The organism is Methylobacterium sp. WL19 (assembly GCF_008040005.1).
Taxonomy (GTDB): domain Bacteria; phylum Pseudomonadota; class Alphaproteobacteria; order Rhizobiales; family Beijerinckiaceae; genus Methylobacterium; species Methylobacterium bullatum.
This window is the reverse complement of sequence record NZ_VRVC01000018.1, coordinates 29,167-49,487: the sequence shown is the minus strand read 5'-3', so window position 1 is coordinate 49,487 and position 20,321 is coordinate 29,167. Positions and strand designations below refer to the sequence as shown.

General features: G+C 67.1%; 17 protein-coding genes. 9 read left to right on the top strand and 8 right to left on the bottom strand.

All coding sequences use genetic code 11. The features are described 5' to 3' along the window. Positions 1–126 precede the first annotated feature (126 nt). Positions 127–1,119: a DUF808 domain-containing protein gene (locus FV220_RS05945; RefSeq protein WP_056146429.1), complete on the bottom strand. Its 993-nt coding sequence runs from the start codon at positions 1,117–1,119 to the stop codon at positions 127–129. A 212-nt stretch (positions 1,120–1,331) separates the two neighbouring features. Then, entirely contained in the window at positions 1,332–2,216 is an 885-nt protein-coding gene (locus FV220_RS05940) for a fumarylacetoacetate hydrolase family protein (RefSeq protein WP_147830142.1), read from the bottom strand. Between the two features lie 389 nt (positions 2,217–2,605). Between FV220_RS05940 and FV220_RS05935 the strand changes: the two genes are divergently transcribed. Then, entirely contained in the window at positions 2,606–3,928 is a 1,323-nt protein-coding gene (locus FV220_RS05935) for an outer membrane protein transport protein (RefSeq protein ID WP_056146611.1), read from the top strand. A gap of 204 nt (positions 3,929–4,132) precedes the next feature. Here FV220_RS05935 and phaC read toward each other — a convergent pair whose 3' ends face one another. After that, positions 4,133–5,935, bottom strand: a complete 1,803-nt coding sequence (gene phaC, locus FV220_RS05930; RefSeq protein ID WP_147830140.1) for a class I poly(R)-hydroxyalkanoic acid synthase — start codon at positions 5,933–5,935, stop codon at positions 4,133–4,135. A gap of 226 nt (positions 5,936–6,161) precedes the next feature. On the opposite strand from phaC, the gene FV220_RS05925 reads away from it, so the two are divergent. From FV220_RS05925 to FV220_RS05915, 3 genes are all read left to right on the top strand, one after another. After that, positions 6,162–6,422, top strand: coding sequence for a hypothetical protein (locus FV220_RS05925; protein WP_018044440.1), 261 nt, complete (start codon positions 6,162–6,164; stop codon positions 6,420–6,422). 107 nt (positions 6,423–6,529) lie between these two features. Then, positions 6,530–7,747 (top strand): LL-diaminopimelate aminotransferase, encoded by a 1,218-nt coding sequence (locus tag FV220_RS05920; protein WP_018044439.1) that lies wholly within the window; start codon positions 6,530–6,532, stop codon positions 7,745–7,747. A gap of 129 nt (positions 7,748–7,876) precedes the next feature. After that, positions 7,877–8,089, top strand: coding sequence for a hypothetical protein (locus FV220_RS05915; protein WP_056146439.1), 213 nt, complete (start codon positions 7,877–7,879; stop codon positions 8,087–8,089). Between the two features lie 85 nt (positions 8,090–8,174). Here FV220_RS05915 and FV220_RS05910 read toward each other — a convergent pair whose 3' ends face one another. Next, positions 8,175–8,468, bottom strand: coding sequence for a hypothetical protein (locus FV220_RS05910; protein WP_056146442.1), 294 nt, complete (start codon positions 8,466–8,468; stop codon positions 8,175–8,177). Positions 8,469–8,695: 227 nt separating this feature from the next. Between FV220_RS05910 and FV220_RS05905 the strand changes: the two genes are divergently transcribed. Beyond that, positions 8,696–9,016 carry a hypothetical protein gene (locus FV220_RS05905; RefSeq protein ID WP_043764740.1) on the top strand — a complete coding sequence of 107 codons (321 nt, stop codon included), beginning with the start codon at positions 8,696–8,698 and terminating at the stop codon, positions 9,014–9,016. A 3-nt stretch (positions 9,017–9,019) separates the two neighbouring features. Here FV220_RS05905 and FV220_RS05900 read toward each other — a convergent pair whose 3' ends face one another. Further along, the gene (locus FV220_RS05900; protein ID WP_056146447.1) at positions 9,020–9,445 is read right to left on the bottom strand and encodes a DUF2809 domain-containing protein; all 426 of its coding nucleotides are present in this window, start codon (positions 9,443–9,445) and stop codon (positions 9,020–9,022) included. Between the two features lie 127 nt (positions 9,446–9,572). Here FV220_RS05900 and prfB point away from each other — a divergent pair. Then, positions 9,573–10,701, top strand: a protein-coding gene (gene prfB, locus FV220_RS05895) for a peptide chain release factor 2 (RefSeq protein WP_147830138.1) whose coding sequence is annotated in 2 segments (ribosomal slippage) — positions 9,573–9,641 and positions 9,643–10,701 — 1,128 coding nt in all. Because the reading frame shifts where the segments join, the coding sequence is not laid out codon by codon here. Between the two features lie 27 nt (positions 10,702–10,728). Here prfB and FV220_RS05890 read toward each other — a convergent pair. Both FV220_RS05890 and FV220_RS05885 read right to left on the bottom strand, forming a co-directional pair. Further along, the gene (locus FV220_RS05890; protein ID WP_238253785.1) at positions 10,729–11,982 is read right to left on the bottom strand and encodes a M23 family metallopeptidase; all 1,254 of its coding nucleotides are present in this window, start codon (positions 11,980–11,982) and stop codon (positions 10,729–10,731) included. A gap of 106 nt (positions 11,983–12,088) precedes the next feature. After that, on the bottom strand, positions 12,089–12,556 hold the full coding sequence (locus FV220_RS05885) for a peroxiredoxin (RefSeq protein ID WP_147830136.1): 468 nt from the start codon (positions 12,554–12,556) through the stop codon (positions 12,089–12,091). Between the two features lie 167 nt (positions 12,557–12,723). Here FV220_RS05885 and FV220_RS05880 point away from each other — a divergent pair, with 167 nt between their 5' ends. After that, complete coding sequence (locus FV220_RS05880) at positions 12,724–16,182, top strand: DUF3971 domain-containing protein (protein ID WP_147830134.1); 3,459 nt, start codon at positions 12,724–12,726, stop codon at positions 16,180–16,182. Positions 16,183–16,585: 403 nt separating this feature from the next. On the opposite strand, the gene tyrS is transcribed toward FV220_RS05880, so the two are convergent. Then, positions 16,586–17,875 carry a tyrosine--tRNA ligase gene (gene tyrS, locus FV220_RS05875; protein WP_056146454.1) on the bottom strand — a complete coding sequence of 430 codons (1,290 nt, stop codon included), beginning with the start codon at positions 17,873–17,875 and terminating at the stop codon, positions 16,586–16,588. Positions 17,876–17,998: 123 nt separating this feature from the next. On the opposite strand from tyrS, the gene FV220_RS05870 reads away from it, so the two are divergent. Together FV220_RS05870 and aroC are read left to right on the top strand one after the other, a co-directional pair. Continuing rightward, positions 17,999–19,138, top strand: a complete 1,140-nt coding sequence (locus FV220_RS05870) for an anhydro-N-acetylmuramic acid kinase (RefSeq protein WP_018044428.1) — start codon at positions 17,999–18,001, stop codon at positions 19,136–19,138. A gap of 49 nt (positions 19,139–19,187) precedes the next feature. After that, on the top strand, positions 19,188–20,297 hold the full coding sequence (aroC, locus tag FV220_RS05865) for a chorismate synthase (protein WP_056146456.1): 1,110 nt from the start codon (positions 19,188–19,190) through the stop codon (positions 20,295–20,297). The last annotated feature ends 24 nt before the right edge of the window (positions 20,298–20,321 follow it).

The window sequence follows — 20,321 nt, the reverse complement described above, 5'->3', positions numbered from 1 at the left end:
GGGAAGGGGGCGAGGGGGGCCACGGTGTCAGTCATGGCCCCATGAGGCGAATCTTCGCCGGAAAATCAAGCCGGGCCGGCCGCATGCCCCGATGCATTTGGCTTCGGGCCGGCCAGGATCGCCCCCTCACGCCGTCTTGCCGCGCAACCCCGACAGGCCCGACCAGAGCGGCGCGATGAGGTAGCTGGTGATCGGAATGAGCGCGGCCCCGACGACGAGACCCACAATGCCGGAGCCGATCGCGGTGACGATCCATTCAACGACGGGTCCGACCGGCGGCACCATCTTCGCGGTGCCGGCAGCGGCGTCGTGGATCACGTGGGCGACCTGTGGCAGGCCGTAACCTTCGAGACCATGGACGAGGATGCCGCCGCCGACCCAGATCATCGCGGCCGTGCCGATGATGGCCAGGAGCTGCAGGAAGACCGGCATGCCCTTGACCAGGGCACGGCCGAAACCGCGGATCGCGCTGCCGAACACGGACGCCGAAGTGTTCTTCGCCATCGCGACCCCGGCATCGTCCGCCTTCACGATGAGCGCCACGCCGCCATAGACGAAGACCGTGATGCCGATGGCGACGACCGCGAGCACGATCGCCTTCGTCCAGATGCTGCCTTCGGGAAGCGAGGCCAGGGAGATCGCCATGATCTCGGCCGACAGGATGAAATCCGTCTTGATCGCGCTGGAGACCTTGCGCGCTTCCAGAGCCGCGCCGTCCCCGGCATCGGCATCGAGCTTGGCCTCATGCGCATGCGCCTTGTGCGGGAACAGCGCCTCGTAGACCTTCTCGGTGCCCTCGTAGCAGAGATAGGCCCCGCCGAGCATGAGCAGCGGGGTGATGGCCCAGGGGGCGAAGGCCTGCAGCAGCAGGGCCGCCGGCAGCAGGAACAGCATCTTGTTGCGCAGCGAACCGATGGCGATCTTGCCCACGATCGGTAATTCGCGCTCGGCCGCGAAGCCCACGACGTAGCGCGGCGTCACGGCGGCGTCGTCGATGACGACCCCTGCCGCTTTCGCACCGGCCTTGGCGGCTTGCCCCGCGACGTCGTCGAGGGAGGCGGCCGCGACCTTGGCGAGCCCCGCGATGTCGTCGAGGAGGGCGATCAGTCCGATGCTCAAGGTTAGGTCCTTCCAACTGCCATGGGCCGAGCCGTGCGATGCGATTTACCGGCCAAGCTGCGTCTAAGCAGGTTTTGCAGAAGTGGCCCCCGGTTCTGCGATAAAACCCTGCGACACAGCAAAGAGCCAAGCAGGGTGAAGCGTTGGCTTGCCGACGCGAACCCGCTTAGGAGAGGAGACGAGCGAGCGGGGATTTCGATCCCCGCCCCGTTTCAATGAGTCGGTTCGCCGGCCGCGACCTTCGCGGTCCAGTCGTCGAAGGCGACGATTTCCTGGCGCTGCTCGCCGAGGCCGGTGATGCCGAGGGTCACGACGTCACCGTTCTTGAGGAAGCGGGGCGGCTTGCGTGCCATCCCGACACCGGGGGGCGTGCCCGTGGTGATGACGTCACCGGGCTCCAGCATCATGAAATGCGAGAGATAGGCGACGATCTGGGCGACGCCGAAGATCATCGTCGATGTCGACCCCGACTGCATCCGCTCGCCATTCACGTCGAGCCACAGGTCCAGGGCGGACGGGTCGGGGATCTCGTCCAGAGTCACCAGCCACGGCCCGAGGGGACCGAAGGTCGGGCACCCCTTGCCCTTGGTCCAGGTCCCGCCGCGCTCCATTTGAAACTCGCGCTCGGAGACGTCGTTGCAGAGGCACAGGCCCGCCAGATAGGACAGGGCCTCGTTGGCATGGACGTAGGATGCGCGCGCGCCGATGACGATGGCGAGTTCCACCTCCCAATCCGTCTTGGCCGACCCCTTCGGCAGAATGACCCGGTCGTTGGGGCCGGAGATGCAGGAGGGCGCCTTGTTGAAGACGATGGGCTCGGCCGGGATGTCGGCACCGATCTCCGCCGCGTGATCGGTATAGTTCAGCCCGATCGCGATGAAGTTGCGGGTGCCGCCGACGCAGGGGCCGAGCCGCGTCTCGGCGGGGAGGAGCGGCAGCGTCTCGGGATCGATGGCGCGCAGGCGCTCCAATGACGTCGTGGCGAGGGCCGCGCCGGAAATATCGCGCAGGATGCCCGACAGATCGCGCAACCCGCCCTCGGCATCGATCAAGCCGGGCTTCTCGTCGCCCACATCTCCGTGACGCACAAGTTTCATCGGTTCTCGCTCCGCTTCGATCCATTGTCAGCCCGAGACATCGGTCCCTCCACCGTCCCTGGCAAGGTGTCGAGATCGTACAGGGACATGTTGCATAATTCATACATCCCTTTGAAAATTCCGCGCGATACGCATTTTTCTGCAGGATACGAGATACGTAAATCGGACAGTTTAGATGTGAACGATTCGCTGCGATGCCTTTCGGTGACACGGGCGACGATGTCGGCGAAGGCATAGCCAAAGTAAATCGCAGCTTATGAAACGATTAACACTTTGCCGCACATGGATTGCATAGACCGGCCAAGAACGGCACTCTTCTGCTCAAGATGCCGGCTGGGGATCACGCCGCGGTAAATCCGAGCATCGCAAGCAAGGGTCGGGAGCAGGACATGGCCATGACGATTCGCAACACGGCTCTGGCGGGACTCTCCGCCGCCGTCCTGACCCTGACGGCAGGGGACGCCATGGCCGGCGCGTTCGGCATCCGCGAACAGAGCACCCTCGCGCAGGGTCAGGCTTTCGCGGGCGCCGCGTCCGGCTCCGGCGGCGTCTCCTCGATGTTCTGGAACCCGGCCACGATCACCATGAACCCCGGCTGGGTCAGCGAGCAGAATCTCAGCTTCATCAACCTCTCCTCCAAGATCACCCCGACGGACGGCACCTCGCCATTGTTCGCGCCGCTGGGCGGCAGCGGCGATATCGGCCAGGGCGCCGTGATCCCGGCCGGCGCCACCTCCTACCAGCTCACCGACCGGCTCTGGATCGGCATCCAGACCGGCGCTCCCTTCGGCCTCGTGACCAAGCCTCGCGACGACTGGGCCGGCGAAGTCTACGGACGGTCGAGCCGCATCTTCTCGCTTTCGTTCAACCCGACCATCGGCTTCAAGGTCAACGAGTGGCTCTCGATCGCCGCCGGGCCGAACATCGAGTATTTCCGGCTGACCCTTCGCCAGGCCTTCCCGCTCTCGTTCAGCCCGCTCATCGCCCCCAACGCGTCGCTCAAGGGAGAATCCTGGGGCGTCGGCTTCACGGCGGGCGTGCTCATCACCCCCTGGGCCGGCACGGCGTTGGGCGTCGGCTATCGCTCCTCCGTGCATCACGACATCGAAGGCGCCTTCCTTTTGCCGGGGCCGGCGGCCTTCCTGAGCCAGCAGGTCACCGCCAACCTCAATACCCCGGAGAAGGTGAGTGTCGGCCTGACCCAGGCCGTCAGCCCGGTCGCCCGCGTCAATCTCGGTTTCGAGTGGGACAATTGGTCGAGGCTCGGCGATGTCGGCATCGTCGGCCGCACCACCGGCGGCATCGCGACCACGCTGCCCCTGAACTACAAGGACGGCTACACCTATTCCGTCGGCGGCGAGTACGATTGGTCGCCGGCCCTCACCGTCCGGGCCGGTCTCGCCTACGAACAATCGCCCATCGACTTCTCGAACCGCTCGGTTCGGCTGCCCGACAGCGACCGCTTCAACGTCTCGCTCGGCGGCAGCTATCGCTGGAGCGAGAAGCTGACCCTCAACATCGCCTATTCTCACCTCTTCCTCGTGGGCGATTCGAAGCTCCTCGCCGGTCCGGGCCGCGACTACAACTTCCGCAACATTCCCTTCGCCGCCGATACGAGCGGCAGCGCGGACATCGTTTCGGTGGGCTTCCGCTACGTCTTCGGCACGCCGGCCGCTCCGATCGCTTCCGCGCCGCTGGTTCGGAAGTTCTGAGTGTCCTCAGGCGGAACACCGAGGCAGTGTGGAGATCTTCCCCTCGTCGACCTCATCCTGAGCTGCGGCGACAGCCGCCTTGAAGGATGAGGTGACGGGGATCCGAAAAAACGCAGCCGAACACCCGTCATCCGGCCGCAGGGACCACCGACGATCCCGTTCTCGACTCGGCCATTCGAAACGAATGGCAACGACCCAATCCGATCACGCCTTCATGCGGACATAGGTTCCGGGCGCCGGCCCGAGGGAGGGCAGACCACCCTCGCCGGGAATCCGGGCCGGCACGCGGGCCGGGGCCTGCTTCTCCAGCCATTCGAACCAGTAGGGCCACCACGACCCCTTGTGCTCGGTCGCCGCCGAAATCCAATCCTCCAGACGCCCCTTGGCCGCACCGCCGGTCCAGAACCCGTATTTCGGCTTGGACGGCGGGTTGACCACGCCGGCGATGTGACCGGACCCGGCCAGCACGTAATCGACCTTGCCGCCGAATTTCGACGACCCTTCGAAGACGGAGATGGCGGGCGCGATGTGATCCTCCCGGGTGGCGAGGTTGAAGATCGGCACCTTCACCTTCTTCAGGTCGAGGCGGACGTTACCGAGGATCATGCGCCCCTGGGCCAGGGTGTTATCGAGGTAGCAATTGCGCAGGTAGAAGGAATGGTTGGCCGCCGGCATCCGAGTGGCGTCGGCGTTCCAGTAGAGCAGGTCGAAGGCCGAGGGCGTCTGCCCCTTCACGTAGTTGTTGACCACGTAGGACCAGATCAGGTCGTTCGGCCGCAGCATGTTGAAGGCGGTCGCCATGCCCGAGCCTTCGAGGTAGCCGCGCTTCTTCATCCGCGCCTCGATGCTGCGGATCTGCTCCTCGTCGGCGAAGACCTTGAGGTCGCCGGCATGGGTGAAGTCCACCTGCGTCGTCAGGAAGGTGGCGCTGTTGATGCGCTTGTTGCCCGTGGCCGCCTGCATCGCCAGGGTCACCGCCAGCAGGGTGCCGCCGACACAATATCCCGCCGCCGCCACCTCGCTCTCACCGGTGGCGACACCGATCGCGTCGATGGCCGCCTCGATGCCCTCGCGCATGTAGCTCTCGAAATCCTTGTCGGCGTGGCGCTCGTCGGGGTTCACCCACGAGATGCAGAAGACCGTGAGGCCCTGCGACACCATCCAGCCGATCAGGCTCTTCGACGGGTTGAGATCGAGGATGTAGAACTTGTTGATCCAAGGCGGCACGATCAGGAACGGGCGCTTGAGCACCGTCTCGGTGGTCGGCGAATACTGGATGAGCTCCATCAGGTCGTTGCGGAACACCACCTCGCCGGGGGACACCGCGACGTTGACGCCGACCTCGAAGCCGGACGGATCTGTCTGGCGGACCCGCAGCTGGCCTTTCCCGGCCTCGATGTCTTCGGCGAGCATCTTCATGCCGCGCACGAGATTGGCGCCGTTCTCCTGCAGCGTGTGCCGAATCAGCTCGGGATTGGTCATCACGAAATTGGAGGGCGAGAGCGCGCCGACGATCTGGCGCAGGTAGAACTGCGCCTTGTGCCGCGTATGCTCGTCGATCCCGTCGGCCTCGTCGACGAGCTCTTCCGCCCAGCGCGAGGTGATGAGGTAGCTCTGCTTGATGAAGTCGAAGATCGGGTTGGTGGACCATTCCGCGTGTTTGAAGCGGTTGTCCTTCGCCTCGGGCAACGCCACGGGAGACGCTTCCTCGCCCTGGAGACGATGCCAGGTCGAGCCCCAGAGGGTGATGAACGCGTCGCTGAGCTTCTTCTGGGCTTCGAGGGACTTCTGCGGGTCGACCATCCAGCGCTCGACCACGGTGCCGAGGGTCTTGACGACGTCGTTGACCTCTTCCGGAGGCTTGGCCAGTTCGAGATCGAGCGGGTCCGCCTGGCTGATCGGCTTCATGTAGGCGCCGGCCGTGCGGGTGAACTCCTCGATCAGCAACGTCGCGTTGCGGGACAAGGCGTCGATATCGGGAAGCGGTGTCGTCCTGTCGGTCGTCACGCGTTGATTTCCCCTCTATTTCCGCGGGACGGCCCGGCCGAACCGTCCTCGTTCTCGACAAATTAACGCGGCACCTCGACTTTCCGCCAGGGCGCGGCTTACGTTTCAGGTCATTATGTCAGAGCCTTCATCACGGAATCACAGGCGGTGCGGCTTCGTCCCCCGTCTGGCCCTCGTCCTCGGCGGCCTTCTCGCCGCGGGAGGATGCTCCGGCGACCTCAACGCCATGCGCGGCGCCTATACGCTCGCCGGGGGCGGGCCGAAGGATGTGAAGGCGCCCGATTTCGTGGTGCAATCCCGCAAGACCGACGCCGAATACCTGCCCGTCGGCGTCGCAGCACCGGCCAGGCCCATCAGCGCCCGCACCGCCGAAGGGACCAAGAGTCTCGAGAACGATCTGATGGGCGCTCGTGGCCGTAACGAAGCCAAGGGCCGTGCCGCCGAGAGCGCCGCCCGCGCCACAGGCCAGATCCAGCCTGCACAATAACGGTCGGCTCCGGGCCGCCGAGATGGTAGACAGGTCGACCACGTCAGAGTGATGACAGTTTTGAACGCGCGAATCATGCGATTGGCGCATCGGACCCCGTGAAGCCCATGACCGACTTTCACCGCATCAAGCGCCTGCCCCCTTACGTGTTCGAGCAGGTCAACCGGATCAAGGCCCAGGCGCGCGCCAATGGCGCCGACATCATCGATCTCGGCATGGGCAATCCCGATCTCGACGCCCCGCGCCACGTCATCGCCAAGCTGGTGGAGACGGCCGGCCGGCCGCGCACGGACCGCTATTCGTCCTCGAAGGGCATCGCGGGTCTCCGCCGGGCGCAGGCCAACTACTACAAGCGCCGTTTCGGCGTGAGCCTGAACCCCGACACGCAAGTGGTGGCGACGCTCGGCTCCAAGGAAGGCTTCGCCAACATGGCGCAGGCGATCACCGCGCCGGGCGACGTGGTGCTGGTGCCGAACCCGAGCTACCCGATCCACGCCTTCGGCTTCCTGATGGCGGGCGGCGTGATCCGCTCCGTGCCGGCCGAGCCGACCCCGGCTTTCTTCCCCGCCGTCGAGAAGGCGATGCAGCACTCGATCCCCAAGCCCGTGGCGATCGTCGTCTGCTATCCCTCGAACCCCACGGCCTACGTGGCGAGCCTCGATTTTTACCGGGACCTCGTCGCTTTCGCCAAGCGCCACGAGATCATCATCCTGTCCGATCTCGCCTATGCGGAGGTCTATTTCGACGGCGAGCCGCCGCCCTCCGTGCTGGAGGTGCCGGGCGCCATCGACTGCACGGTGGAGTTCACCTCGCTGTCGAAGACCTTCTCCATGGCCGGCTGGCGCATGGGTTTCGCGGTGGGCAACGAGCGCCTGCTCGCCGCTCTCACGCGGGTGAAATCCTACCTCGATTACGGGGCGTTCACGCCGATCCAGGTGGCGGCCACCGCCGCCCTCAACGGACCCGAGGATTGCATCGTGGAGATGCGCTCGATCTACAAGAAGCGCCGCGACGCGCTGATCGAGTCGTTCGACAAGACCGGCTGGAAGATCCCGAGCCCGTCGGCTTCGATGTTCGCCTGGGTGCCGATCCCGGAGAAGTATCAGGGCCTCGGCAGCCTCGAATTCTCCAAGCTCCTCCTCGAGAAGTCGGACGTGGCGGTGGCACCGGGCATCGGCTTCGGCGAACACGGCGACAATTACGTTCGTATCGCGCTGGTGGAGAACGAGCAGCGCATCCGCCAGGCGGCCCGCAACATCCGCCGCTTCTTCGAGACGTCGGACCGCACGCTCCACAACGTCGTCCCGCTCACGAAAGCGGGCTGAATCGCGTCATCGGTGATGTTGCGGGGGGGAGACAGGTCGCGCCAAAGCGGCCCGAGCCCCTCTCATGTGCTTGTCACATGCCGTCCCGGTGAGCAGGGTCGCGCCATGTCGCCTGCCACCGAGGATCGTATGCGCGGATTGACCCTGACCGTCGCGCTGCTGCTGGCCGGATCGGCCGGTGCCTGCGCGCCGAACCCGATCGTCGCGCGTGATCCGGTTCCCGCACCGGATCCGGGTCTCAGCTATGTCTGCGATTCGCAGCCCCTCGTCCTGAATGCGATCCGCACCAATTGCGTGCCGGTGGAACGCGAGCCTCAGGTCGTCCTGCGCGCCAAGGGCTGAGCTGCGCGGACACGGCGTCCCATCCATAGAAAAAGGCCGGAGCATCGCTCCGGCCTTTTCCTTTTGTCGGGCGCTGGACCCGATCTCAGCGAACGGCCGGTGCCGGGGAGACGGGCCGCGGCGCTGCGCTCGGATCGTTGGTGGTCATGCCGGGAGTGGAGGGCATGGCGCTGCCCGGTGCCGTGCGGGCGCCCGGCGCGGTCGCGGTGCCTGTGGTGGCGGGGCCTGCCTCCATGCTGTCCCCCTTGCCGACCACGCCCGACTTCGAACCGGCGGCATTCGTGCCATGGCTCTCGGGCATTCCGGTCTGCGCGAAGGCGGCGCCGGACAGGGCAACGACCAATGCGGCGGCGGCGGTGGAGATCTTGATGGCGGTCATGGTGGGCTCCTTGCTGAATGCGCTTATCGGTTGCGCTTGCTGGTTCAACGCGGAGAATCCGGGCTGGTTGCCCCTTGGATCGGGAAGCATCTCCCCCGTACGGGACCGGCCGGCATCGAAAAAGATGGATCTTGGAGCGGCGAGGACACGGACAGGCAACCTCTCATGGGGCATGGTAAGGGCATGAGCGGCCGCGGCCGCATGTGAACACCGCGACGGAGCGACCCGTGCAGCATCTCTCGACCTTCGCCGCCGCAGGCCTGATCGGCCTCGGCCTGTCCCTCGCCTCCGGCGCCGTCGCTCAAACGTCCTATACGGCGGCGAATGGCCCCTACATCCTGCCCACAGACCGGGCGACGGGCCGTCCCGTCCCGGACGATGCGCGCGCCATTCCGGTGCCGAGCGTCATGAATGGCGGCGGGTTCGGCCTCAGCGGCAACAGCTATTTCGAGGATTCGCCGACGGAAGGTCCGCTGAACGGGCGCCGCCGGCCGCACGAATTCGTCCTGGCCCCGGCACGCGTCGCGCCTCCCGCCTACGGCCGCTGACACCTATCCGCCTTTCGCGCGGAGGCCGGCCCACCGATCCACGAGGGCAGATGCGGCGAGGCCTGCGGCATAGGCGACGAGGTTCCAGGGCGAGAAGATCCGCCCGAGCAACAGGGCGCCGGGGAGCGTCAGTCTGAACGCGTCGAGCCACGGCGTATGGACGAGGCGGGAGAGCTCCACCACCAGAGCGATCGCACCGGCCACGAGGAGGATCGCCTGCCCATTCCGGTGCGGCAGCAACGCCGCGACCAAGGCGTAGACCATTGCCGCCCACAGGGCCGAACCGCCGTATTTGACGATCCCCATCGGCAGACCGAGGGGCACGAAGCGCAGGCTCAGCCCCGCGACGATGATGGCGAGACTCGCTGCGAGACAGCCCCCTCGCGACCGAATGCGGCCCGTGGGTCGAGAGGTGGTGGCTGGCGTCATGCGGGGGACCGTCCCGGACCTGAGGGAAGAGGAAGACGGGCGCCGCCGTTTACACCGGGCGGGCGTCTCGGTATCACCCGCGCTCACACGCTAAGCCCTGTACCTTCACCACGAGCCGAAACACCAGATGCGCGCCGAGATCGAACAACTCTCGGATGCCGCCAAGCAGTCGATCGGACTGCTGAGGAGGCATCTTTGACTGGGATACCGTCGAGAAACGCCTCGCGGAGCTGAACGCAGCCTCCGAGGATCCCAACCTGTGGAACGACGCCGAGGCGGCGCAGAAGGTCATGCGCGAGCGCGGCGCCCTCGAGGACGCCGCGGGCGCGATCAAGAAGCTCAGCCAGGATCTCGATGACGCCGCGACGCTCATCGAGCTCGGCGAGATGGAAGGCGACCAGGACACCATTCTCGAAGGCGAGAACGGCATCCGCGCCGTCGAGAAGGAGGCCGCGCGCCGCCAGATCGAGACGCTCCTGTCCGGCGAGGCCGACGGGCTCGACACCTATGTCGAAGTCCATGCCGGGGCCGGCGGCACCGAGAGCCAGGACTGGGCGAACATGCTCCAGCGCATGTACGGCCGTTGGGCCGAGCGCCGGAAGTACAAGGTCGACATCGTCGAGTGGTCTGATGGCGACGAGGCCGGGATCAAGGGCGCCACGCTCATGGTCAAGGGCCACAACGCCTATGGCTGGCTCAAGACGGAATCCGGCGTCCACCGCCTCGTGCGCATCTCGCCCTACGATTCGAGCGCGCGGCGCCATACCAGCTTCGCCAGCGTCCGGGTCTATCCGGTGATCGACGACCGCATCGTCATCGAGATCAAGGAATCGGATTGCCGCATCGACACCTATCGGTCGTCGGGCGCCGGTGGCCAGCACGTGAACACCACCGATTCGGCGGTGCGCATCACCCACAATCCCACCGGGATCGTGGTGGCGTGCCAGCAGGAGCGGTCCCAGCACAAGAACCGGGCCACGGCCTGGAACATGCTGCGCGCCCGGATGTACGAGGCCGAGCTCAAGAAGCGCGAAGAGAAGGCCAATGCCGAGAACGCGGCCAAGACCGATATCGGCTGGGGCCACCAGATCCGGTCCTACGTGCTGCAGCCCTACCAGCTGGTGAAGGACCTGCGCACGGGCACCCAGTCCACCGATCCCGACGAAGTGCTGGACGGTGCACTCGATCCCTTCATGGAAGCGTCCCTGGCCCAGCGCGTCTATGGCGGGGCCGGCGAAGTCGAGGACATCGATTAGTCCTCGCTTCCCTTCAGTTGGGCTCTCCTATCTAGCGGCGAGGAACTGCGCGTCCGATCCGCCGAGGACGCGCAGGAAGCGCTGCGGGTCCACGGGCTCGCCGTCGATCCTCGTCTCGTAATGCAGATGGCTTCCCGTCGAGCGGCCGGTGGAGCCGACACGGCCGATGGCGCCCCCGGCCTCGACCCATTCTCCCGCGCCTACCGTGATGGATGACAGATGGGCGTAGCGCGTCACGAGCCCGCTGCCGTGATCGACCTCCACCATGTTGCCGTAGCCGCCATTGTAATCGGCGACCGTCACCCGGCCGGCCGCCGTCGCGCGGGCGCTTTCCCCGAACTCGGCCTTCATGTCGAGGCCGGTATGCAGGGCGAGCCCGCGCGTGAACGGATCGAGACGGGGTCCGAAACCGCTCGACAGGCTGTACTTGCCGGCCAGGGGCTGCCGCACGGGGAGGGCGGATGCGATGCGGCGGAGGCGGTCTTCCTCTCCCAGAGCCCGCCGGACCTGCCCGACCGCGATGCCGAACGGATCGGTGGCGAGCGGCACGAGCGGCCCACCGATCCCCGCCTCGCGTTGGCGCTCGAAACGCTGCGGGTCGAGGCCGACACGGATGACGATGTCACGCAGGCGCTGCGAGCCGCGGATCGCGCGCACGCCGAGCGCATCAAGGGTTCGGATCTGGTGCGCGCCCAGACCATCGAGGCGCCGATCCAGCCCCGCCAGAACCTGCTCGGTCTCTCGCAGAGACTGCCGGCCGGGCGCGCCGTCGCGTGAGCGCAACTCGAAGGCGTCGGGCGTCGGAAAGGGCTTTGGCGCAGGCTTGGCCGGAGTTTTGGCGACAGGGTCGGTGATCGTGGCCGCGTAACCGAGCGCCCCGGTCTCGGCGGGATCGTCCGCCGCACTCCGGGCGGCACTCGCGATGGGGTGCCCGGCCTCGCTCGCGAGGAGCGAAAGCTGGGCCTGACGCTTTTCCATCGCGGCTTGGCGCTGGGACAGATCGGCCACCCGCGCGGCCAATCCCTCGCGCGTGGCGAGATGCTCCATCGTCGCCCGGTCGAGCTGAAGCCTGAGGGCCCCGATCCGCTCCTCGTAGGCATATTGCAGGGCGGTCTGCTGGGATACGAAGCGGGCCAGGATCTCGTCGTGGAACACGAGGTACCATGTGGCGGCACCGGCCCAGAGCGTGGCGATGGCGAGGCCACAGACGAGGGCCGGCACGAGGCGTCGTCCCGCGTTCGGCAGGCGTATTCCACCGATCATGGAAAACGAAAAACGCATCCGGGCCAACCCCACTCCAACTCCCGCCATTGGAGGGGATCAGGGTTAACGAAGCGCAAAATCCCACGCGCGAGACGTCGACGTCGAGACGCGCGCGGCAGTGGCTTCAGGCCAACGCGCGCGCCGCGGCGAGAACCTCCTCCGCATGGCCGGGCACCTTCACCTTCGACCAGACGCGCGCGATGCGCCCCTCGCCGTCGATGAGCACGGTGGTGCGCTCCACCCCCATGTACTTGCGGCCGTACATGCTCTTTTCCACCCATACGCCGTAGGCTTCGAGCATCGACTTGCTCTCGTCGGAAGCGAGGGGGAAGGTCAGATCGTACTTCGCCCGGAACTTATCGTGGCTCTTCATCGTATCGGGGGAGACGCCCACCACCACGGTATTCGCTTCCCCGAAGGCGGCGCCGAGGGCGTTGAAGCCTTGTGCCTCCAGGGTGCAACCGCTGGTATCGTCCTTCGGGTAGAAGTAGAGTGCGACCTTGCGACCCTTGAACGCGGCGAGGCTGATTTCCTCGCCGCCCGCGCCCGGTAATGTGAAGGCGGGAGCGTGATCTCCGGTGTCGAGAGGCATGATGCCTTCCTTTCGGCCGATTGATAGTGTGCCACAAGAGACGTTGATCGAGGGGCACATGACCCCTCGACTGAGGACCAAAAGATTGCCGGGTCAAGGCAACCCCGAATCCCGGACACCTGCTCGATAGCGTGAGCGGCCCGTCCGATCCAGCGGCTCAAGGATCGATGAACCAGGACACCGCCACAGCTTTGCGACGGGGTAGGTCGCCTCGGCGGCGGCGGCGGCCGCTGCTATGGCTTTCGCTCGTTCTAGTGGCCGCCCTCACGCTCGCCGTTTCCGGGGCGTTCTGGCGTCTGACCAACGGTCCCCTGCGCATCGACGGCATGTCCGAGCGCGTGGCCTCGGCCATCGCGGGCAGTATCGGCCCCGGTTGGCGAGTGGACCTGCGCGACAGCACCATCGAGCTCGATTCCGAGAATTCCCTGGCGCTTCAGGTCGCCGGCCTCGACATCCATAACCCCGACGGCGCCCTCGTCCTGCGCGCTCCCATGGCGGTGGTGAGCCTGGATACCTGGGGTCTGCTGCGCCTCGCGGTCCAGCCGAGGGCCATCGAGTTCCGCGACCTGCAGATGACGGCCCTGGTCCACCGCGACGGGTCCATCGCCTTTGCCGGTTCCGATCCGGCCCATGCCGCAGCGGAGCCTCATACGCTGCCCAGCGTCGATAGTGCCCGGGGAACTTCGTCGCCGATCTCGGCCGCCATCGCCTCGATCTTCGGCATCGTCCTCGATCCGGCCGGAGTGGTCGGAGCCCTCGACCGGGCGCGGATCACCAATGGGCGCCTGACGCTGATCGACGACGACGCCCGCCAGCGTGGGGTGTTCGAACACGTCAACGGGCTGTTCCGACGCGACGCGGCGCGGGATTCGCGGGTGTTCGAGCTGCGCATCGACGGCCCTCACGGGGAATGGCGCTTCGGCGGTGACCTGCACGAGGGCGGCAACGGAAAGCGCAACGGCATCATCACCCTGGACGATCTGCCGGTCACCGATCTGCTCCTCCTCTCGGGGCAATCGAAACTGCCGATCGAGACCGACCTGAAGGTCTCGGCCAAGGCGGAGGTCGGGCTCGACAACGGTCGGGTCGAGGCCCTGAAATCGACGGTCAAGACCAGCGACGGTAATTTCCTCATCGAGGAGAAGGACTTCAACCCGGTCACCATCGAAAGCCTGACCGCCTCGGTCAGTTGGGACGAGGCCAAGCGGGTCCTGAACCTCGACAGCATCGATTACCTCGGAGCCGGCAACGCGGTGCATCTCGCCGGTGTCTGGACCGCGAGCCCGGTGGGCGGCCCCACGGCCTGGACCCTGGCCCTCGCGGGCAAGGATGCGATCCTGCGCGGCGCCGCCAGGACCGACAAGCCGGTCAAGCTCGACGCCCTCTCGGCCCATGTCACGGGGCGCGACGGCGGCCTCTCCATCGACGAGTTCACCGTGGCGGGAGCCGGCGGAGCCACCGGCCGGGTCACCGGTACGGTGGACACCAGCGCCGACGAGGGCGGCCTCACGCTGAAGATCAACGCCGCCCATACCGATGGGCGCATGGCCCTGCGCCTGTGGCCGGAGCATATCGCTCCGCCCGCCCGCGAGTATCTGGTGGACAACCTCCAGGGCGGCCTCGTGGACAAGGTCGACATCACCGTGGACATGAGCGGCAGCGAGCTCGCCGCCGCGACGCGTGGCGAGCCGATGCCGGACAGCGCCATCCATATCGATTTCGCCGTCTCCAACGCGACGCTGGCGGTCAGCGAGGGCGCTCCCCCCCTGAGCCGCGGCCGGGTGACGGGGACCATCACCGGCCTCACTACGAACATCCGCGGCGTCACCGCCGACATCAAGATGCCGGACGACCGGACGCTCTACATCACGGACGGCTCGTTCGTGATCCCGAAGATCACGCCTGACACCGTCACCGCACAGATCGGCCTGAAACTCGGCGGCGGTGCGGACGCCCTCGTCGCCCTGCTCCAGACCAAGATGTTCAAGAACCTCACCGGGGTCGAGATCGACCCGGCCTCGGTCAAGGGCAATGCCGATCTGCGCATCGACTTCCCGCTCAACCTCAAGCGCATCCCCGACCTGCCGGACCTGCCCGTGAGCCTCACCGGTACCCTGAGCGACCTCGCCGTCGAGAGGGCTTTCGGAAAGGAGAAGCTCGAGAACGGCCGCTTCGCCGTCACCTACGAACGGGGCGGTTTCACCCTGAAGGGCGACGGCCGGGTGCTCGGCTCGCCGCTCACCCTCGACCTGCGCCAACCGAAGGCGGGCGCACCGGGTGAGGTCAACGCGACGCTCCTCCTCGACGAGGCCCTGCGGGCGAGGCGAGGCCTGCCGGTGGCGCCGCAGCTTGCCGGGCCGATCCCGTTGAAGATCAACCTCGCCATCGGAAAGGGCAGCCCGGCGCGCTCGCCCATCCGCATGGAAGCGGATCTGTCCCGCGCCTCCATCGATGGCCTGATCCCGGGCTTCGTCAAACCGGCCGGCAAGCCGGGGCGCGTCAGCTTCGTCATGACCGAGGTCAGCCCGGGGGGCGCCATGGACCTGCGCGACATCGTCCTCGATGCCGGCAGCGCCAGCGCGCGCGGCACGGCGGCGATCAATGGCGATGGGCAATTCGACCGGGCCGACCTCTCGAGCTTCAAGCTGTCGCCCGGCGACGACATGCGCATCCAGATCGACCGCAGCGGCAACCTCTACAAGGTGGGCGTGAAGGGGGCCGTGGCCGATGCGCGGCCCTTCATGAAATCGCTCGGAGGACCGGAGGGCAAGGCCGGCAAGGAAAGCGGCCGAGACCAGTCCAAGGAGATCGAGGCCGATATCAGCTTAGGCATCATCACGGGATTCAACGGCGAGGCCCTGACCGGCGCCAGCGCGAAGCTCTCGATGAAGGGCAAGGATTTCCGCTCGGGCCGCCTGCAGGGCCGCTTCAACGGAGCCGGCTTCTCGGCGGTGGTGTCCCGCTCGGGCCGCGGCGATCCCTCGATCAACATCGAGACCACCGATGCCGGGGCTACCCTGCGCTTCGTCGATATCTACAAGCGCATGTATGGCGGGCGCCTCGTCCTCGGCAGCACCCTCGGGGACGGGCCGCAGACCGGCGTGGTCCAGATCCGCGATTTCACGCTGCGCAACGAGCCGGCCCTGTCGAGCATCATGGCGCAGGGTCCGGCGACCAGCGAGGTCGTCGATGCCAAGGGCCGCAAGCAGATCATCCAGAACGCCGGCAACGACGTGAGCTTCGACCGCCTGCGGGCGAACTTCACCCGCACTGGCAGCCGCGTCGACTTCACCGACGCCGCCATCTCCAACGCGGCGATGGGCTTCACCATGAGCGGCTACCTCGACACGGCCAAGGAACGCGCCGACATCAACGGCACCTTCGTCCCGCTCTACGGGCTGAACAACGTCGTCTCGCGGCTCCCCCTGTTCGGGCAACTCCTCGGCGGCGGGAACAACGAGGGTCTGTTCGCCCTGAATTTTCGGGTCTCGGGCCGCCTGTCCAAGCCGGATGTGAGCGTGAACCCGCTCTCCGCCCTGGCGCCCGGCATCCTGCGCCGTCTGTTCAGCGCCGGAGGCAATGACGGCTTTCCCGGCGCGACTTCCGCCGGAGAGACCGAACGCTGAGATCGCCGGCCACTCCCGCCCTCTGCGGGCCACTGGATTGACGCAGCTGCTCTTTTAGGCAGAGCGCATTCCTCTTCCCCTTGTGGGGAGAGGTCAGGAGTGGAGGTGGCTTCGCCAGCCTCCGCAGCGGCAGGAGGGGCACCCGACCACCCCCACCTCCAACTCCTCCCCACAAGCTCGACGGATCTCGGGCAGGCCCGAGATCCGCTGGGGAGGAGGGCAGGGTGGCGCATCCCGCGAACGATGTGAATGCTCTAGCGCCGCCGGCGGGAGAGGGGGCGATCTCTCCGAACAACGCGCTCCGCTCATCCGACCCTCTGCGCGGGCCACCTTCCCCCGCAGAGGGGGAAGGAAGACGCGCCACACTTTCGAAACCCGCGCTTGAGGTTCTACCCCCGTCGCCTCACTCGACCCGGAGAAGCACGTGCTTCTTGCGGCCGAAGGAGAGCTTCACCACGCCGTCCTGGCCGAGATCGGCCAACGTCAGCACCGCCTTCTCGTCGCTGATCTGCACGTCGTTGACACGCAACCCGCCGCTCTTGATCTGGCGCCGCGCCTCGCTGGTGGAGGGGACGAGCCTGGCGTGGTCGGGACCGAAGGCCGAGAGTACGCCGAGACCGGCCTCCAGGACGGAGCGGGCGACGGTGACGCTCGGCAGGTCCTGCGCCACGGCGCCTTCCACGAAGGTCTTGCGCGCGGTCTCGGAAGCGGCGTCGGCCGCCTCGCGTCCGTGCATCAGGGCCGTCGCCTCGGTAGCGAGCACCTTCTTCGCCTCGTTGATCTCGGCGCCCTGCAGCGCCTGCAGCCGGGCGATCTCGTCCATCGGCAAAAGGGTGAACAGCTTGAGGAACCGCGCCACGTCGGCGTCCTCGGTGTTGCGCCAGAACTGCCAGTAATCGTAGGGGCTCAGCATCCCGGCATCGAGCCAGACTGCGCCCGCCGCCGTCTTGCCCATTTTCGCGCCGGACGCCGTGGTGAGGAGCGGACAGGTCAGCCCGTAGAGCTGCGGCGTGCCCATGCGACGGCCGAGATCGATGCCGTTGACGATGTTGCCCCACTGGTCCGATCCGCCCATCTGCAGCACGCAGCCGTAGCGGCGGTTGAGCTCGACGAAGTCGTAGGATTGCAGGATCATGTAGTTGAACTCCAGGAACGACAGTTCCTGGTCGCGCTCCAGACGCATCCGCACGCTGTCCATGGACATCATGCGGTTGACCGAGAAGTGCCGGCCGATATCGCGCAGCATCTCGATGTAGTTGAGCTTGGTCAGCCACTCGGCGTTGTCGACCATGGTGGCAGAATTGCCGCCGCCACCGAAGGTCAGGAACCGCGAGAAGGTCTTCTGGATCCCGGCCTTGTTCTCCTCGATCTGCTCCAGCGTCAGGATCTTTCGCGACTCGTCCCGACCGGACGGGTCGCCGACCCGGGTGGTGCCGCCGCCCATCAGGGTGATCGGGGTGCCTCCCGTCGCCTGAAGCCAATGCAGCATCATGATCGAGAGCAGATGCCCCACATGGAGGGAGGCCGCCGTGCAATCGTAGCCGACATAGGTCGTCAGTCGGCCTTCCAGGGCCGCCGCGTCGATCCCGGCGAGGTCCGATCCCTGGTGGATGTAGCCGCGCTCGGACAGAACCCGCAGGAAGTCGGATTTCGGCGCGAAGGTCTCGGGCTGGTTCGGCGTGGCGGTGGACATGCGGGGTTCCGGATTCGACTGGTCGCGGCGCGGGACAGGAGAAACGCCGGCGTGATAGCAGCAGGTCAAGTGATGCGCGGCTCTTAGCAGGGCTCACCGCGGAAGGCACGGGGCGTAAACGGCATGACCATGATGCGGGCGATCGGCCTGATGAGCGGCACCTCCCTCGACGGCGTCGACGTGGCGCTGATCGAGACCGACGGCGAGGACGTGAAGGTGGTCCGCAGCCATAACGGCTATCTCGAACCCCTCGGCCCCACCGGCTATCGCGGCTACACCGATGAGGATCGCGAGTTGCTCCGCCGGGCGCTGTCCGATTCCGAAGCGGTGGTCGCCCGCGAGGATCGGCCCGGCTGCCTCGCGGAGGCGGAGGCCTTCGTCACCGCGGCCCATGCGGAGGCGGTGGAGGCCTTCCTCTCCGCGAACGGCCTGAGCGCCAGCGATATCGACGTGATCGGCTTCCACGGCCAGACCGTGGTCCATCGCCCCGATCAGCGCATGAGCGTGCAGATCGGCGATGGCGCCGCGCTGAGCCGCCGTCTCGGGATTCCGGTGGTGTCGGACCTGCGTCACGCGGACATCGCCGCGGGAGGGCAGGGGGCGCCGCTGGTGCCGGTCTTCCACAAGGCGCTGGCCAAGGCCGCCGGGTTCGAGGGTGCGCTCGGCATCCTCAATATCGGCGGGGTCGCCAATGCCACTCTCATCGCCTCCAACGGCGACGTGATCGCCTTCGACACCGGCCCCGGGAATGCCCTCATCGATGACTGGATGCGCGAGCGCACCGGCCGGCCCCTGGACGATGGCGGGCGCACGGCGGCGCGGGGACGGCCGGACGAGCCGCTCCTCGCCTGGCTCCTGACCCATCCGTTCTTCTTCCGCCGGCCGCCGAAATCGCTGGACCGCAACTGGTTCTCGCACAAGCTCGCCGGCCAGCTTTCCACCGAGGACGGGGCGGCGACGCTCACCGCCTTCACCGCCCGCGCCGTGGCACGCGCCCTCGACCACGCGCCGGAGATCCCCACGCGCTGGATCGTCGCCGGCGGCGGCGCCCGCAACGGCGAGCTGGTGCGGCTCCTGAACTACCATCTGCGCGCCGAGATCACGACGGCGGACGCCATCGGCTGGTCCTCGGCCTATCTCGAAGCCCAGGCCTTCGCGCATCTCGCCGTGCGCTCGCTGAAGGGCCTGCCGATCACCTTCCCGTCGACCACGGGCGTGCGGGAGGCGATGACCGGCGGGGTGCTGGCGCGGCCGGAGGCATGAGCCCGGCGCTTTGCCCTCAGCCGAAACCCGCGCTAGAGCGTCTCCCACCATGTCGCACAACACTTTCGGCCATCTCTTCCGCGTGACCACCTTCGGCGAGAGCCACGGGGTGGCCCTCGGCTGCGTGGTGGACGGGTGCCCGCCCGGGATTGCCATCGAGGCGGCGGACATCCAGGCGGAGCTCGACCGGCGCAAGCCCGGCCAGTCGCGCTTCACGACCCAGCGCCGCGAGCCCGACCAGGTCCGCATCCTGTCGGGCGTCTTCGCCGACGACCGCACCGGCGGCGTCCAGCTGACAACCGGCACGCCGATCGCCCTGGAGATCGAGAACACCGACCAGCGCTCGAAGGATTACTCCGAGATCCGCGACAGCTATCGGCCGGGCCACGCCGACTACGCCTACGACGCCAAATACGGTATCCGCGATTATCGGGGAGGCGGGCGCTCGTCGGCCCGCGAGACCGCCGCCCGCGTGGCGGCCGGGGCCATCGCGCGGCGGGTCCTGCCGGCCGACATCGTCATCCGGGCCGCGCTGGTGCAGATGGGACCGCATGCGGTCGACCGGTCGCGGTGGGATTGGGACGAGGTGGCCCGCAACCCGTTCTTCTGCCCCGATGCCGAGACGGCCAAATTCTACGAAGAGTATCTCGACGGTATCCGCAAGGACGGCTCGTCCATCGGCGCCGTCATCGAAGTGGTCGCCGAAGGCGTGCCGCCGGGCCTCGGAGCGCCGATCTACGGCAAGCTCGACGCGGATCTCGCTGCCGCGATGATGTCGATCAACGCGGTGAAGGGCGTCGAGATCGGCGACGGCTTCGCCTCGGCGGCTTTGCGCGGCGAGGAGAATGCCGACGAGATGCGCTCCGGCAATGCCGGCGCGCCGACCTTCCTCGCCAACCATGCGGGCGGCGTCCTCGGCGGCATCTCCACCGGCCAGCCGCTGATCTGCCGCTTCGCGGTGAAGCCAACCTCCTCGATCCTGACGCCGCGCATGAGCGTGACGACCAACAATCGTGACGTCGACCTCGTCACCAAGGGCCGCCACGACCCCTGCGTCGGTATCCGCGCCGTTCCCGTCGCCGAGGCGATGATGGCATGCGTGCTCGCCGATCACTATCTGCGTCACCGGGGGCAGGTCGGGACGCGCGATCGGGAGTGATCGCATCATGCGCAACGGCACGCC

Excerpts from the sequence above, each read along its gene's own strand:
- FV220_RS05870 (WP_018044428.1), top strand. The coding sequence starts at position 17,999 with ATGACCATGATGCGGGCGATCGGCCTGATGAGCGGCACCTCCCTCGAC.
- tyrS (WP_056146454.1), bottom strand. The coding sequence starts at position 17,875 with ATGTCCACCGCCACGCCGAACCAGCCCGAGACCTTCGCGCCGAAATCC.
- FV220_RS05900 (WP_056146447.1), bottom strand. The coding sequence starts at position 9,445 with ATGACGCCAGCCACCACCTCTCGACCCACGGGCCGCATTCGGTCGCGA.
- aroC (WP_056146456.1), top strand. The coding sequence starts at position 19,188 with ATGTCGCACAACACTTTCGGCCATCTCTTCCGCGTGACCACCTTCGGC.
- FV220_RS05885 (WP_147830136.1), bottom strand. The coding sequence starts at position 12,556 with ATGCCTCTCGACACCGGAGATCACGCTCCCGCCTTCACATTACCGGGC.
- FV220_RS05925 (WP_018044440.1), top strand. The coding sequence starts at position 6,162 with ATGCGCGGCGCCTATACGCTCGCCGGGGGCGGGCCGAAGGATGTGAAG.
- FV220_RS05890 (WP_238253785.1), bottom strand. The coding sequence starts at position 11,982 with ATGCGTTTTTCGTTTTCCATGATCGGTGGAATACGCCTGCCGAACGCG.
- FV220_RS05915 (WP_056146439.1), top strand. The coding sequence starts at position 7,877 with ATGCGCGGATTGACCCTGACCGTCGCGCTGCTGCTGGCCGGATCGGCC.
- FV220_RS05920 (WP_018044439.1), top strand. The coding sequence starts at position 6,530 with ATGACCGACTTTCACCGCATCAAGCGCCTGCCCCCTTACGTGTTCGAG.
- FV220_RS05935 (WP_056146611.1), top strand. The coding sequence starts at position 2,606 with ATGGCCATGACGATTCGCAACACGGCTCTGGCGGGACTCTCCGCCGCC.
- FV220_RS05880 (WP_147830134.1), top strand. The coding sequence starts at position 12,724 with ATGAACCAGGACACCGCCACAGCTTTGCGACGGGGTAGGTCGCCTCGG.
- FV220_RS05940 (WP_147830142.1), bottom strand. The coding sequence starts at position 2,216 with ATGAAACTTGTGCGTCACGGAGATGTGGGCGACGAGAAGCCCGGCTTG.
- FV220_RS05910 (WP_056146442.1), bottom strand. The coding sequence starts at position 8,468 with ATGACCGCCATCAAGATCTCCACCGCCGCCGCCGCATTGGTCGTTGCC.